The sequence below is a fragment of the Ruegeria sp. CG3 genome, assembly GCF_056537205.1.
Genome location: NZ_JBQFRC010000001.1, coordinates 1,513,452 through 1,528,574 on the forward strand (window position 1 = coordinate 1,513,452; position 15,123 = coordinate 1,528,574).

General features: G+C 54.7%; 14 protein-coding genes. 7 read left to right on the forward strand and 7 right to left on the reverse strand.

Annotation, left to right across the window (positions count from 1 at the left end; translation table 11 throughout):
* The first annotated feature begins 66 nt into the window (after window positions 1–66).
* Window positions 67–1,074, forward strand: coding sequence for a fatty acid desaturase (locus ACR0NB_RS07490; RefSeq protein WP_480775317.1), 1,008 nt, complete (start codon window positions 67–69; stop codon window positions 1,072–1,074).
* Here the strand turns inward: ACR0NB_RS07490 and ACR0NB_RS07495 are convergent.
* From ACR0NB_RS07495 to ACR0NB_RS07505, 3 genes are all read right to left on the reverse strand, one after another.
* Window positions 1,066–1,314 (reverse strand): ParB N-terminal domain-containing protein, encoded by a 249-nt coding sequence (locus tag ACR0NB_RS07495; protein WP_170357377.1) that lies wholly within the window; start codon window positions 1,312–1,314, stop codon window positions 1,066–1,068. The genes ACR0NB_RS07490 and ACR0NB_RS07495 overlap by 9 nt on opposite strands.
* Before the next feature lie 74 nt (window positions 1,315–1,388).
* Window positions 1,389–2,078 carry a hypothetical protein gene (locus ACR0NB_RS07500; protein ID WP_480775318.1) on the reverse strand — a complete coding sequence of 230 codons (690 nt, stop codon included), beginning with the start codon at window positions 2,076–2,078 and terminating at the stop codon, window positions 1,389–1,391.
* Window positions 2,078–2,215, reverse strand: coding sequence for a hypothetical protein (locus ACR0NB_RS07505; RefSeq protein WP_170337404.1), 138 nt, complete (start codon window positions 2,213–2,215; stop codon window positions 2,078–2,080). The genes ACR0NB_RS07500 and ACR0NB_RS07505 overlap by 1 nt, the downstream gene beginning before the upstream one ends.
* 1,430 nt (window positions 2,216–3,645) lie before the next feature.
* Between ACR0NB_RS07505 and ACR0NB_RS07510 the strand changes: the two genes are divergently transcribed.
* Window positions 3,646–4,038, forward strand: coding sequence for a helix-turn-helix domain-containing protein (locus tag ACR0NB_RS07510; protein ID WP_480775631.1), 393 nt, complete (start codon window positions 3,646–3,648; stop codon window positions 4,036–4,038).
* A 745-nt stretch (window positions 4,039–4,783) separates the two neighbouring features.
* On the opposite strand, the gene ACR0NB_RS07515 is transcribed toward ACR0NB_RS07510, so the two are convergent.
* The 4 genes from ACR0NB_RS07515 to ACR0NB_RS07530 form a co-directional block, all read right to left on the reverse strand.
* On the reverse strand, window positions 4,784–5,164 hold the full coding sequence (locus tag ACR0NB_RS07515; protein ID WP_170337130.1) for a hypothetical protein: 381 nt from the start codon (window positions 5,162–5,164) through the stop codon (window positions 4,784–4,786).
* A 114-nt stretch (window positions 5,165–5,278) separates the two neighbouring features.
* On the reverse strand, window positions 5,279–6,457 hold the full coding sequence (locus ACR0NB_RS07520) for a carbohydrate porin (RefSeq protein ID WP_170357375.1): 1,179 nt from the start codon (window positions 6,455–6,457) through the stop codon (window positions 5,279–5,281).
* Window positions 6,454–7,218, reverse strand: a complete 765-nt coding sequence (locus tag ACR0NB_RS07525; RefSeq protein ID WP_480775319.1) for a DUF3299 domain-containing protein — start codon at window positions 7,216–7,218, stop codon at window positions 6,454–6,456. Before ACR0NB_RS07525 ends, ACR0NB_RS07520 begins: the two co-directional genes overlap by 4 nt.
* A 26-nt stretch (window positions 7,219–7,244) precedes the next feature.
* Window positions 7,245–8,642 (reverse strand): amidohydrolase family protein, encoded by a 1,398-nt coding sequence (locus ACR0NB_RS07530; RefSeq protein ID WP_170343535.1) that lies wholly within the window; start codon window positions 8,640–8,642, stop codon window positions 7,245–7,247.
* A gap of 132 nt (window positions 8,643–8,774) precedes the next feature.
* Here ACR0NB_RS07530 and ACR0NB_RS07535 point away from each other — a divergent pair, with 132 nt between their 5' ends.
* The 5 genes from ACR0NB_RS07535 (at window position 8,775) to ACR0NB_RS07555 (ending at window position 15,068) form a co-directional block, all read left to right on the forward strand.
* The gene (locus ACR0NB_RS07535) at window positions 8,775–9,782 is read left to right on the forward strand and encodes a helix-turn-helix domain-containing protein (protein ID WP_170357373.1); all 1,008 of its coding nucleotides are present in this window, start codon (window positions 8,775–8,777) and stop codon (window positions 9,780–9,782) included.
* Between the two features lie 932 nt (window positions 9,783–10,714).
* Window positions 10,715–11,569 carry a hypothetical protein gene (locus ACR0NB_RS07540; protein WP_170369649.1) on the forward strand — a complete coding sequence of 285 codons (855 nt, stop codon included), beginning with the start codon at window positions 10,715–10,717 and terminating at the stop codon, window positions 11,567–11,569.
* 204 nt (window positions 11,570–11,773) lie between these two features.
* On the forward strand, window positions 11,774–13,168 hold the full coding sequence (locus tag ACR0NB_RS07545) for a metal-dependent hydrolase family protein (protein WP_480775320.1): 1,395 nt from the start codon (window positions 11,774–11,776) through the stop codon (window positions 13,166–13,168).
* Between the two features lie 129 nt (window positions 13,169–13,297).
* The gene (locus ACR0NB_RS07550; protein WP_170371463.1) at window positions 13,298–13,444 is read left to right on the forward strand and encodes a hypothetical protein; all 147 of its coding nucleotides are present in this window, start codon (window positions 13,298–13,300) and stop codon (window positions 13,442–13,444) included.
* 121 nt (window positions 13,445–13,565) lie between these two features.
* On the forward strand, window positions 13,566–15,068 hold the full coding sequence (locus ACR0NB_RS07555) for a HoxN/HupN/NixA family nickel/cobalt transporter (protein ID WP_480775321.1): 1,503 nt from the start codon (window positions 13,566–13,568) through the stop codon (window positions 15,066–15,068).
* Window positions 15,069–15,123: the final 55 nt, after the last annotated feature.

Below are 15,123 nucleotides of genomic sequence, written 5' to 3' on the forward strand. Positions count from 1 at the left end.
ACGGGCATCCTTCTGGGGTGCCCGTTTGTTCAGAGGGTTCCCAAGAGCCGTTGGAGAAAAAGTCAGTTGCAAAAGCAGGAATTGACCCGGGCGCTCGTTCAATACCGCGTACCCGATAACAAGCGTAGTGTTTTTGAACTGACAATTACTGTTATCCCTTTTTTCGCACTATGGGGCGCAGCGTGGTTTGCGCTTTCCCTTGGTGTCTGGGTCGCTATTCCACTGGCAATCCTTAACGCTGCATTTCTGGTGCGTCTCTTCATCATCATGCATGATTGTGGTCACGGATCATTTTTTAAAAGCCGTACCGTTTGCAATTGGACAGGCCGGGTCTTGGGTGTTCTCGCCCTCACACCTTATGACGTCTGGCGGCAAAGCCACGCGATTCACCACGCCTCAACCGGCAACCTCGATCGGCGCGGGATGGGCGATATCCCTACGTTGACTGTAGAGGAATACCTGAAGCGCAAGCGGGCCGGTCGTGCCGCTTACAGGTTAATCCGGAACCCCTTCTTCCTGTTCTGTATCGTGCCTGTCTACACGTTCTTTCTGCAAAATCGCTTACCCTTTGGTTTCATGCGGTCAGGCTGGCTGTATTGGGCAAGCGCAATGGGAACAAACGCCGCGATTGCGGTGGTCCTGGCCCTGATTTTTTGGACCGGAGGCCTGGATGTGCTGGTTTATGTATTCCTGCCAACCATGATCGTCGCCGCCTCGATTGGTATTTGGCTTTTCTATATTCAACACCAGTTTGAACACACGACATGGGAACGGGAAGAAGAGTGGAACCTTCAGGACGCCGCATTCCATGGAAGTTCTCATTATGCCTTACCAGGCATCCTGCTTTGGTTCTCTGCAAATATTGGCGTTCACCATGTTCACCACCTTGCCAGCCGCATACCGTTTTATCGGCTAAACGAAGTTTTGCGGGACCATTCCGAGTTGGAAAATTGCCAACGTATTACTCTATATGAGAGCCTTCACTGTGCACGATTGCATCTTTGGGACGAAAAAAGCCAGCGCCTGCTGACATTTTCCGAGGCTTTGTCGAACGCCAATAACTACTCAGTGTAGTCTGGCGCGCACCAGATATGCCTCCACAGTGTCACCGCCTAGGGCGCGAATGGCCTCCAGTCGGTGAAGGCCTTCGATCAGCACGAACCTCTTGTTGTCCGCGCGTATCTGGATCGGGGTCTTCTGGCCGTTCTTCAGGATATCTTCGGCCAGCGTCAGAACTTTTTGTTGATCAAGCGTTTTTGCCCGTTTCACAGGTACATAAATCAGGTCGAGCGGATATGGTCGTTTCTCCAACATAAGCTACGTGACCAACCTTTCGTGCATGTGTTCCGATTTAGAGCTCACTTCAAAAGCGGGGGCTGGAACGTGCGTCATAGAACCGAACGAACAGCGTCGCGCAGTTCCTGATGCATAATCCAAGTTGCGGGCTCGTCGTCACTTTCGATGTGAGAAAATGCCAGAACCTGTGCGGCTCCATCATTCTGTGCCGATCCGGCTTCGGGAAGATCCAGCTCCAGATATTCCGCAATCAATAGCCCGATTTTCTTGAAGACCTTGATAGAGGATTCGCGCGATTTGTAGCCGGCCGCCTGAGACAAGTTACCAATGGTCAGACCGTCCTTGCCCGCGATTGTAAGTGCTTTCAGCAACCTGACCTGCGCAGGGGTGAGCCTGATCTGGCGCAATGCCTCGGCATATTCTCTTTCACTGGGAACGAGGGTTCCTGAGTTTCCCTCCAAACGGCGTTGACCGCTACGCTTCCTGTCTCGTTCTTCGAGAATTTCTTTCAAGGCTTCTATAGCCAATGCTGGTGTTTCTCCAACTGCATCGGCAATCATTGTCTGCGTTTTGGCCGGCGGTTTGGGAAATGCCCGTGCAACACTATCGCCGCTCAGAACGCCGGCCTTGATCAAGTACTTTCCAAACTCTTCCTCAATCACTCCTGATACGTCAGCGTTCCGCGACTTACGAACACTGCGGTCCTGAAATGCTCGTTGTTCCAGACCTCGAGCTGACATCTTTGAACCGGAAAGGGTTATTTGAGGGGAATTTTTGCGCATCAGAGAAACACCACTACAACTATCGCTGCGACAAACACCGCCGATGCAATAGATATCTTTATCCCATTGGACCGGCGACGCGCCTTTTCAGCCTTGATGCTCTTGCCCAGGTTTTCATCAATCGAGTCATTGTTCACGGCTTTGTCCTTCCTGATTTCTCATGCGGCATAGGTTTCCACCAACGCATTGTTATGGCACATTTTCCGTGCACGTATCGTTCTGTCTTGTGAATGGACGATTACATTCCCAACCGTCACCTCTTCGGTTCAAATGAGCGTTGGAAGGAACTTGAATCTTATCGCACCTGTTCCGGTTTGCGCGAAAACCACGTTCGCATTTCCATCCAAAAAAAGTCTCAGGGGCGAGATATGCATCCTGTGGAATTGCCACTGGTTCACAGCTGCTCTCCGCCGCCCTGTAACCTCTGAGGCACACCCATCCATCCGAGCTTCTTTTGTCGCTCAGACGACCGTTTTTTGGGACATCTATTGCAACACAATCCAGGTTTTCTTTACGAAATCCCCAGTTGCAGTGTATTTCCTGCACGCCAAACCGAGTTTCGACGTACCCATTTTGGGGCGAAATCACTTCTTCACACTCTTCTCCGGCACGCTGGAACAGCCGATTGCACGTCCACTGATCTCCGGTTGATGCCAGGTAGGCATTTTCAGGAACTCTTATTTTCTCACAGAGTTCTCCGACATTCTGAAAACCGTGATTGCATTCCCACCCGCGGCCATAGGAGCTACCCGTTAAATATGCGTTTTGGGGTACGTCTGGACTTTGGCAGGATCCGTTTCTGTTTTCGAAACCTTCGTCACAAACCGTTGCACTGGCATTGCCTGCGACTTGGGCAGCAAGCTGCGTTCCTGAGAGCGACACCAAAAGTGTCGAGATCAAACAAAGTATGCAGCGCGTAAACCCAATGAGTGACTGATCCAAACGGAGCCAGAGACCTGATCTATCGGGCATCAAACACGCAATTCATGTGCCAAGTGCTGTTCATGCGGCGCCTTCTTTCCTTGGTCACGCGATGACAGGTGCATGTCCGGTGACAGTTGCAAATGCTTGCGAGGAACGAGCTCATAGCGAAGACCCCAGCGAAACCCGTTCCTATGCTGGGGCACATGCTACAGTTAGTCTGAAGGCCATTGGTTTATCGTAACCGGCAGCATCGCGGCGACGAGATACTTTCACCAATACACTTTTGTGGTTCGTGGCAGCGATAGAGTCAAGGAACTTTCCTTCGTCGCCGTGGCAGCACCGCTAGGGCTGGTAGTATTTGAAACTGCAGGTGACCAAGTTGCCAAACAAGCCTCCGAAAGAAATTAACTGGCACCGGTCTGACGTTGTAAAGATTTGGAGCTGGACCAACAGCGAATACCAACTTTGTCTCGCGTTGCCCTTATCGGGCCTGTGAGCCTCCCCATCTGAATTGGTCTGACCTGCTCCCCTTGGAGTCCGCTTTTATTGGTTAGCTCTGTTCAGGGTTTGGTCCTCTTCTGACCATTGGTGATACTCCCGCGGGGTGAGCCCGTCGAGGCTCGTGTGCGGGCGGTTGCGCGAACTGTGCTACGCGGTGCTCATGGGCGAGGCCGGCACCGCCGCAAGACGTACCTTTGGCGTCGGCAACGAAATCGCGCGCACCATCGCCTATCTTGCAAACCACCTGAACAAGCAGGTCACCATCGACGATTTGGCCGATCGGGTGGGCATGAGCCGCGCGGTCTTCCATCGGCGTTTCAAGGAAGCCACGACAATGTCGCCGATCCAGTTCGTGAAATCGATGCGGCTGAACAAAGCCGCGATGAAAATCGCCGAGGGAAAGACCGTTTCGGAGGCCGCCTGGGATGTGGGTTACCAAAGCTTCTCCCAGTTCAGCCGCGAGTTCAAACGGATGTATGGCCAGTCACCCCGACAATGGAGCCACGACCGACACGTGGCGACAGGGATAGCCTGAAGCCAAGATTGCGGACCTTGGATTAGGCGATACGAACGGTAGCTTCGTCGGGTTTGCCGACTTCCCTAACAGGCACTCGCAGCGAATGTCCGCAATGCGGGCTGCGACTGCAGAAACCCTGAAGCGCGACCAACGGCAGGTTTGGGCCGTCCTCAAACTATGCAATGGTCCCTATCCTGCGCATTGCTGTAATTGGGGGATCGCGCAGCATCAGACAATTTGGGCTCGTAGCCGCCTTGCGGCGGCGCAGCGGCTCAAGCTTGGATGACGGCTCAAAAGCAGCCATTGGAACCGCTCAGAAACTTCAGCCCTGTCATCGGGATAGCAGGAAACCTTGACATTCGCTGCCAGAAGCGGTCGCTCGGCGGGCTCGGTTCGGATGGCTGCAGGGAGCCCAAAATACAAAATGCTTCAACGCGCTTTAAGGTCAGCGATGCGCAGAAAGCAGACTATGCAAAGTCCGGTTGACCACATTGTCCACCAAAGGCGACAGTTCTGCTTCGCGACTGGGCTATACATAGCCCTCAAAGCGTATTGTTTGCGGGACTTCAGTTGCACCGTTTTCCTGAGCGAGTAGGGCGCGTTCTGACGAAAAGGTAGCAAGCGCAAAAAGAACAAGAAGGGCCTTTATCATCGTAGCGCCTCGGATCCGGGTTTTGAACTTGGGCGGGGGTTCACAAATGATCGCCCCGGCCAGCGTCAGGGCAAACGAGGTAGTTCTTGCCCTGAAACATCGTACTTTCGCCTAATTTAGAAGATCACCGACGATGCCGACGGCATCGACCACGGTAGACAGGTCATTCGTAACTTCGAGGACTTCGTCATCGACCAGAATGTAGCGGTTTCCTTTGCCCGGCTCCCCAAGCTTCCATTTGGAAAGGTCCCCAATATCCTCGAACTCCAGGTCAGATGGGAGCTTGGCACCGCGCGTGTAGCGCTTGATCTGTCCAGGTGGTACAGCTTTTGGGCCTTTGCCGGGTTTGTCTTCTATCTGAATGCTGACATCACCGTTCTTGCCCCCCTTGTTCGGCTTTTTACCCTTGTTGTCTTTGGCATGGGCATCGCTGCCTCCAAGGATGAAAAACACAACTGCTAAGGCTGCAAGAATTCCGTATGCAATCTTCATAGATTGTTCCTTTGCTTCCCAACTTCATTCGACCGGCGTTGAAAATTCCGGCACGCGCTTGATCTCTCTTAGTTGCCCTTTGGCACACCCCTTAGTGACTGCCTTCACCCCGCATTAGAAAACGATCCGGGTTCTTAGACCGAACAGGGTAATCCGGTCCTGATCGGGATTTAGAAGCGGGTCGGAAATGAATTGTACCGATGGCGTGATCTGCAGTCCAGGTGAGATTGAAAAGCGGTAGAAAGCTTCAAGCGTGAACTGATCGCCATCTATGCCTCTTGCTTCGGCCCAGTTTAGGCCCAGACCGGCCAAATCGGTGTTGCGACCATAGTAACCGAGACCGGCAGAAATCGACCGTTCATAAAGCGCTGCGGTTCCCTTCGAGGCCCCTGCACGGAAGAACGGCATCCATTTATTGTCAACAAACCATGCGGCGGAAAACGCTGCGCCGTAATCTTCTGCTCGACTGCCATCGTCAGCCGCATCCGCATGCCAGAGGGTCAGATGGATATTGTCGAAGTAGATGCGATCAAAGCCGGACGTGTACCCAAGTTCGAGCGACTTGAAGAGATTGCCGTCGCTAAACACATCAAAGTTTGGATCGGACGGGTCGGCGTTTGCGTCTGATACGCTGGCAACGGCGTAGAGGTTCTCGCTCAGCTTTACCCCACCGGCAATACCAAGGCCTTGGTTGGGCGTGTTGATTGTCGGGTTGGTATTGAAAGACAGGTTTTGAAAACCACTGTAGGGGCTTACCAACCCGTAGATATCCACAAAGTCCGTTACATCAATCTGGCCGACTTGCAGCGCCCACGACCCATTCTCAGCCCTTTGGGTCCAGAACAAATTGGTCAGAAGCAAACCGTTGTCATTGAAGGCTGTTCCCGTGATTGAAAGGGCTCCGCCATCCAGCCCGAGAAATTGCGGAGCAACGTCAGTATAACTGTGCCTGTCTTCGATCTTGAATGTCAGAGACCCCCGTTCAGTTGCCTGCCAACTGCCGTAGAACCGCGCAATTCCGCTGGCTGCTTCGCCGGTTCCCAGATCAGCATCCGTGGTTTGGCCCAATGCCAGGTAGTCAATGTTGAACCGAAAACCACCCTCAGCCAGTCGGTCTTTCCACTGAAACCAACCCGGTGCGATGTTGCGTGGAAAATCGGAACGATATTGCGGATCGGTGAGCCCGTCTCCGGGCGCAAGATCGGCTTCGACTGAAGATGGCCCGGATAGTCCCTGAGCCGACGCTGCGCCAGCAAATGCAAGGCTCAATGCGGCAACCAGAAGTCTTATCATTTTGACGCCTGTGCCCCACCGGTCTTGCGATTTCCTGCCGCGCGGATGCGATCAGCAGCACGCTGCTTCCATTCCAACCTGTCTGCCTCGGTTTCCAGAGTTTCGACACGTTCCGCCTCTAGCTGGAAAGTCGCATTCATAGGCATGAGGCCATCCACAACCATCATATTATGAACGGAAGGATCGATAGTCAGCGTGCCTGTCAGCCGAACGGGTTCGTGGAAATAGCTAGGCGCCCAGTCCCCGTTCAACCGCACACGGATCATCTGGTTAGGCGGAGGTGGAGGCATGTGGCTGCACATCCCTCTTTCTGGCACCAAATACGCCACAGGCCGGCCGTCCGGATCGCTCGGAGCAGGAATGGCAAAGCCCGCGAGTGTGATTGTTCGGCCGTCGAATTGCGGGTTTCCGCTCGTTCCAGCCTTTCTTCGACGTTCAGTCACAACCTCGCGCTGATCGAGTAACCAGTCGACGTCAATTCCGTCTGACACCAAGGCGTCTTCGGTCTCTGCTAAAAGCAATCGCCATTTCTGCCGTTCTTCGGCGCTGCCAACCTCCTGCTGCAACCTGCCGCGTATACGCACAACGAAAAGAACATCGTCGAACTGTTCAGGGCTGAGATCACGATAGGGGTCATCAAAGACCTGCGCAGACGGATCTAGCAGGTCTGCCCAGTCCAACGCGGTTCCAGGCGTCGCCGCAGCATCATAACCGCACAAAACCAACCCTGCGAATACTGCGGAGCAAAACCAATTTCGCATGAATGCTCTCCGGCTGCCTTATCTGGTCAATCCAGTGTGTTTTTGTAGATCACACCGTCCTTCATGATCAGGCGGATTGTTTCTGGGCTTTCAGGCCTCGGGTCGGCCCCAAACCATTGATCACCCGTACCAACCACCGAGAAATCTTCGAGCGGATTACCGTCGATCAGCAGGATATCCGCATAGGCGCCTTCCTCGATCACACCGAGCTTGCCAGCCGTGTAAGGGTTCGAAAAATCGCCTGACAAAGCTACGACCTCACCGCCGATTGACGTAAGTGTCACCATCGACTGGTACGGTCCGAAGAACTCGTTATTGAGATGTTTTTCATAAGCAATCTGGATGTTGCATGCTTCCACTGATCCCACGCAATCGGTCTGAAAGCCGCGTTTTACCGGGCATTCCTTCATATTCGGAATGTAGTTCGCGAAAGTCGCGGACGCCGATATCGCTTTCGCGAGGCTCTTGGGCTCGTTCTTGACCGATGGGATATCCAACAAACCCGGATCAAAAGCCGTGAGGTTAGTCGTTATGTAAGCCCCTTTCTCGTTCATAATCTCGGCAATCTCGCAATCGAAGGAGAAGCCGTGTTCAATGGACATTACACCGGCCTCAAGGGCGTTCATGATTGCTTCCTTGCGGTAAGAATGCGCCATGACATAGGTGCCGTATTCGTTGGCAACCTGAACGGCAGCTTCGATTTCTTCCTTGGAGCCGGCGAGCAACTGCCATGGGTCAAACGCCGAGATCACCCCACCCGACTGCATGAATTTCAGCTGTGTCGCCCCCATGCGCATGTTATTACGACCATACAGGTAGACATCATCGACACCGCTGACTTGTTGCGCCATGTTCAGATTACCGAAGTTGGTCTGTCCGCCCGGCGGCGAGGTGAAGGATGCGAAGTCAGCGTGGCCGCCGCGTGTCCCGAGGAACGCGCCTGACGCATAGTGACGTGGACCGACGATCTGTCCGGCGTCGATGGCCCTCCGCAGACCGCCGTTGGCGCCGCCAGCATCTCTTACAGTCGTAAATCCTTGCATCAGGTACATCTCGGCCATCCTGGTTCCATGGATGCCAAAATCCTCCCAGGTCGAGTTCGTTTCCATGGAAGCGATAGACGGTCCCATGAGCATGAGGTGTGCGTGAAGCTCAATGAAGCCCGGTGTGAGTGTCCTACCGCCGCCATCGATCACCTCCGCATTGGGGGCATCGATCGCATCAGTTGAGACGACCTTGATAAGGTTGCCCTCAACCAGAACGCTTGCATTTTCGATCCGCTGTTCATTCACACCGTCGAAGACATGCACGTTGGTAAACAGCGTTTGGGGTTCTTCTTGATCCTGAGCCTGCGCGGTCGCCGAAAAAGAAAGAACTGCCGCGACAATTGCCGTCGAGCAAAGAGACATTCGTAAGCCGGACATAAGTACTCCCTTCATATTCATGTTTTGCCAACTATAGTCTGGAATTCATTGGCTCGGTTGCCCCTTTTGAATTAGGATGTACGAATGTGACTGCAAAAATGGCCACTTCTTAAAGCTAATCCAACAAGGGTTATGAGCTTGCCTTTCAACTCCACCTCCCGAGAGCATAGCGAGGGCTTTGTTCGCCTCTCTTTAGCCGCTCCCTTTCTGCAATATCTCACCGAACGTAAGATCAATCCGCAACCAGCATTGGATCAGGTCGGCTTGAAAGCTGAACTGATGACTAACCCATCCGTGTTCGTTCACTCCGAGTTGGTTTACGGCTTGGTAAATGCTTTCTCAGAAGTATCAGGGGATCGATACCTAGGACTGAATGTAGGGGAAGCGTTTGACCTACAAGGATGGCCGCCCTTCGCTCAAGCCTTGCAATCTACAAAAACGCTGTTCGAGTTTTTTACCCGCTTTGTTGAGCTCGTGCCGCAGGAGTCCAATTCTGTGCGGCACAGCCTTGTCATTGAAGCAGACAAAGCGACTTATCGTATCGAGAGGCAACAGGAACCAACCGTCCCACCCATTCAGGTGACCGGTTTTGGTGCCGCAATCTATGTACGCCTATTGCAGACCGTCGTCGGAGAGTCCTGGGACTCTTCCCGTGTGCGATGGGAAAGCAGATACATCAATGGGCTGCCTATCGACTACAAAGGGATCGAGGTTGGCCTTGGGACTGATCCCGGAATGCAAATTAGTTTTCCTGTGGAATGGTTGTTTTTGCACCACGTCTCTGAGGGTTCTGCCAAGCCCATAGCATCACTTCGACAAGATGAAGAAGTAACCGTGGTGGCAGCTTTGCGATCTGTCTTACGCGACAAACTGGATGAAACCGATTTGGGACCAGAGATGGTGGCTGGAATGCTGGGAATACAACCGGAACGGTTTCTGAAAGCGCTTCAAAAACAAGGCACAACGCTACCGCGCGAAATCAAACGGCTGCGTATCGATGTCGCCAAGGAGCACCTCAAACAAAACCAGATGACAATTGCAGAGATCGGACTGATGCTCGGCTATTCTGACAAGTCCCATTTCACTCGCTTTTTCCGAGGTCAGACCGGAATGACACCGACCAAGTTCCGAAGCAAGTAAATGTGGTCGAGCCAAATGAACGCTTCGAAGATTAGGTCCTCGTGGGATCAGTTCGGAGAAGTTGTAGTGCGACGTTGAACAGGTTAGTCGACGACATGAATGGTTGGTTGCCACCGCCGATACAACCTCTGCAACTGGCCGTTTCGTTGTGTATTTCGGAGTTAGCAAAGCTTGGTTGCGAAGGTCCGCTTCGGGCTGCGTGCGGCCAATCATGCTAACAGCAGACAACGATGGCACCGAGCCCAATTCAGTCGTCTACAGCAGACAACATGATTTCCTGAACGTCGCGCATGTCCTAGTCAATGGCTTGGTGCAAAACTGAAAAGCGTGATTGTGAATGCTTGCTTCAGGCTGGGACCAGCCAATCATGCTTGCTGCGGAGAACGGCAACACTGAGCCCACTTTGACCGATGCTGCGCGATCCCCCAATTACAGCAATGCGCAGGATAGGGACCATTGCATAGTTTGAGGACGGCCCAGACCTGCCGTTCACTCGTAGCACGGCATGCTGCGGTGCGGCCCGCCGAACCTGATATTCGCTGCAACGGCTAAATCTGCGGATTGGCGAATTACACAGTGCGGACCCAACCGCCGGTGCCCGGCTATGGGTGAAGGCCGGCTTTGGATAGCCGTGTCCAATTAAAACCCATCAATAGGACCATTCTCACAGCCAAGGTCGTCGAAACGGACTTGAGTATGGTGGCCGAACTGGCAGCATAGATCAATGGAACAGAAACCTCCGGCCAGATCGGCAGAAAATCTGACAACGGTCGAGGACGCGTTGGGTAGCACATCATCCCTCATGATCCCTCATGGTGTATGAAAATTTTTGCAGGTTGCAATTCGAGATCTGGGCTTGTCTCATGCGAGAGTGTCAGCGCGTGTCGAAAGGCTGACGAGATCAGCACCAACTCGAGATGGGGAACAGCCGAGTGGACACCGTCGAAATCAAATCCTTGTATCGAGCCTCGGGCACATCGCTTGCACCGAAGCTGCGCAGATTACCTGCAATGGTAGCTCTCTTTGCAGCCACCATTGCACCACCTGCCAAAGCTCAGGAAGACCTCAGCGAGATCAACAACGGAACAAATCCAACGCTGCTCACGACGCAGTTTGGGCTTCAGTATCAGTTCAACCAGATCAATTCCGACCTGAACACCGGTCTGTTCGAGGCCTTCTATACGCAGCCTTTTGGTGAGGGTGGGAAACGGGCCTTCCGGATCACCGTGCCCGGATCGGACAGCCCGTTCAACGCAAACCCCATCTTCGGCGGAAAGCCAGGGGTTGAATTCACGCTGGGCGACATCAGCGTTACCTACATTGACGTTTTTTACCTTACCGAGAAAAACGGGGCCGCTTTCACTTTTGAACTGTTTCTGGACACAGCAGAAACCGAAGCCGCCGGCTATGGTCAATTTGCCGGTGAAACCTCGGCCTTCTACGCGTGGTTTCTCAACAACGGAGCAATTTTCGCCCCGGCCTGGGTTCAGACATTCGGACTGGAGGGCGGAAATGATCAAGGTCAGAATGTGAACACTACCACGATCGACTTCTACTATGTTCCCAAGCTGAAAAATCCGCGTTTCTACCTGACCTTCGACCCGGCCATCATCCACGATTGGGAAACGGACGCGACGTTCGGCAGCCTACAGGTGACCGCGGGCATGCTGACGGGCAAGGCATTTGGCGGTGACGGTCAAGTGTTCATCAAGCCTGGCATTCTGTTTGGCGGCGACAGGCCGGCAGAGTGGTCTGTCCAGGTTGGATATAAGGTGCTGAACTTCTGATGCGGGGCGATGTCACTGTTGACTTCTTGGGTCTGCTCACGCCCTCATGTGACTGAACATTTCAGTGCCACGGAAGCACAAGAAAGCCCAGCGGGTCCACTCACCGCGATCCGCAATTTTTGAAAACCCAGGCTGCGCAACCAAAAACAGTTTTGCGCGACCAAAACCAAATTCATTCATCGGTTGAAAATGAGGATGTACATCATGACCAACAGAACGCTCACCTATCTGCTCTGCACGACGCTCGCCGCAACTCCAGTCAGCGTTCTGGCGCATGAGGCCAACCATGAGGTCGTCCCGGCCGGTGTCGTCGGTGAAATTGAAACCACCAACGTAAAGATGAAATTCGACAATGTGCTGATCAGGGGGGCACAGGTCTTCAACGGGTGTGACGAAGAGCTCGCGGATGTTGACGTTCTGGTTTCCGGTCAGTTGATCTCTGCCATTGGTTCCGATCTTGAGGCACCCGAAGGCGCTTTCGAGATCGATGCCGAGGGCTACACGCTGATCCCCGGCCTGATCGACGCGCATTGGCATGGGGTCTTTGCTGAAGCGACGATTGCGCAACTGGCCCTGACGGGCGAGGGCTACTGGAACCTTCTGGCCGCCAAGGCCCAGAACAACGCGCTGTCGCGCGGGTTCACAACAGTGCGTGACGTGGCCGGACCGATGTTCGACATTGCGCGCGCAACCAACGAGGGGCTGATCGACGGGCCGCGGGTCTTTCCATCCGGGCCAGCCTTGTCAATCACCGCCGGCCACCAGGATTTCCGCATCACCCGGGACGTGCCAACTCCGCTGGGTGAGTTGCACTCTTTCGAAGAAGGCAACATGTTCTATCTCGCGGATGGCGTTCCGGCGGTTCTGAAGCGCGTCAGGGAAAACCTGATGCAGGGGGCCACCCATATCAAATTGATGGCAGGTGGCGGCGTGACATCGTCCTATGACCCGATCCATGTCATCCAGTTCACCGACGAGGAATTCCAGGCCGCCGTCGAGGCGACCGAAGCCTGGGGCACCTATGTGACGACCCATGCGATCAATGATGAAGCGGTTCGGCATTCGATCGAGAATGGCGCGCGCAGCGTCGAACACGGCCACATGGCCACCCGTGAGACCCTGCAGATGATGAAGGACAAGGACGTCTGGCTCAGCATGCAGCCGTTCATGGATGATGAAGACGCACCGGCTCTGAACGAGTTCCAGAAGGCCAAGTACAAGTTTGTCACCGATGGCACCGACTTCGTCTACAAGACCGCCAAGGAACTGGGTATGAAGATCGCCTTCGGCACCGATACGCTGTTCAGCGCGGACCTCGCGAAACGCCAGGGCGCGGTGCTGGCCAAGATGGAACGTTGGTTCACGCCGTATGAAACGCTGAAAATGGCAACCTGTGACAACGCCGAGCTGCTGAAGATGTCGGGCGACCTGACGCCCTACCCACTGGGCCCGCTCGGAGTGATCGAGGAAGGCGCCTATGCGGACATGATCCTCGTCAACGGCAATCCTCTGGAGGATCTGCAGTTGATCGGCGATGCCAAGGCGAACTTCGGCATGATCATGAAGGACGGCACCATCTACAAGTTCGACATGGAGTGACCGGTCATGCGTGGCCGAAAGCTGACTACCTTTGCTTTCGTCCTCGCGGCTTCGGTCGCGGGGGCGCGGGACGCCCCCTGTCCTATTAACAATACACACACTAATGTCCTTGACGGGTTGTCCGCGGAGATGATCGACGTCACCAGTTTCGTCACCGACGGAGGCCTGATCCTGGTTGTCGTCAACCCTCTCGAGGATTTGAGACTGGCCGCCAACCCGTGGGGAAACATTGATCTGATCATGATGGGCAGCGTCAAATTCAAGAACGCGGTGTGACATGGAAAGGCCTGCTATGGACGCGCAACAAGTCATCACCTTTTTCGGGCGTATGGTGCTCTTGCTGTTGCTTGTGCTGGGGCTGCACCCTTCGACCGCGCTGGCCGATGCGCCAGCGCATGTGGTCTGGGATGATCTGGCGCCGTCAACGGCGCCTTATGACGATCCGTTCCTCGAGATGTCCTACAAGCAAAAGGATGATCTGCGGACGATCCTGGATGCCGCGCGCCGCGTGGATGACACCGATCTCGGCCAGCGGGCAGAGGAGGCCCGTGTGCGGCTGCGCGACCAAGGCTATGACGCGGACGAGCTTTTGACCCAGCGCCTTGTGGTGATGGAGAAACGGCGCGAAGAGGCGACCGGCGTAACCGGGCAGTATCTCGGGCGCGAAGTTTCGCTTGATGGATACGTCCTGCCGCTGCGCGGGGACAACGGGCGCGTCTTCAGTTTTCTGCTGGTGCCGTGGGTGGGGGCCTGCATTCACACTCCCCCGCCGCCGCCCAACCAGATGGTCCGTGTCGATGTACCGGAAGGCATTGAAATAGACGAAGCGTTTCACGCAATTCGGCTGCGCGGCGTTCTGGAACATGAACCGTCTGTCAGCAATCTGTTCCTCGTCGACGGGCAGAGGATGGTCGAAGCATCCTACTCATTGAAAGAGGCACAGGTTTGGGGCGTACCGGGTGAAATCAAGGCGTCTGCCGCTGCGCCTGTTCAGGGTAATATTGTCGTCCGGACACAGGCCTGGATCAGCAATCTCTTCACGACATCAATGACATCGATGGATCAGGGTAAGTCGCTGGCGACGGTAGCGTTCGCTCTTTTCGTCGCGTTTCTCTACGGTGTCCTGCACACGCTCGGGCCCGGGCACGGAAAAGCCGTCGTGATTTCCTATTTCGTCGGTGAAGGGGGCGGTCTGCGCCGCGGTATCGGAATGGGGGTACGTATCGCCATCGTGCACGTGTTCTCGGCCGTTGCGGCTGTATTCCTGCTCGACCTTGCGATCCGGCAAACCACCGGCGGCGCACCCTCCGATTACCGGCTCATCCGGATGGGCAGCTATGCGCTGATCATTGCCATTGGCCTTTGGATGCTTTGGAAAAGCCTTCGGACAATTCATGACCTCCGAAGAACGGCGTCAACAGCCCATGAACACGGGCCGCATCACAGGCACCCGAATGACGACAATACCCACAGCGGCTGCGCTGCCTGCGCAACTGCCAAAAAATCGTCCAGAGGAACTGACGGATGGCTTGCGACAGCGGTGGGTATTGTGCCCTGTACCGGCGCGCTGATCGTAATGCTGGTTGGATTTGCAAATGACCTTGTGTGGCCGGCGCTCACCATGGTGAGCGCGATCTCGCTGGGCATGGCGATCTCCATGTCTCTGATCGGCGTAGCGGCCATCTGGGGGCGCGCAAAGGTTGCGCAGCGGATCGGTTCGAATGCAGCCACCCACCAACGCTTTGAAAGCGTTGCCCAAGTCGCCGGTGCGACCTGTGTGACCGTGGTCGGAGTGCTATTGTTCGTCACGTCATGGAGTGCGCCCGTTCAACCGCTCGCATCCCAGACGGGCCCGGTGGAGAAACCACAAGAAAAGACTTTGTCCGCGCTTAGGGATTGAAAGCCGAGAAGGCCTTTCTGGGTGTGCCTTGTACGCACTATCTCTGGGCAGGACG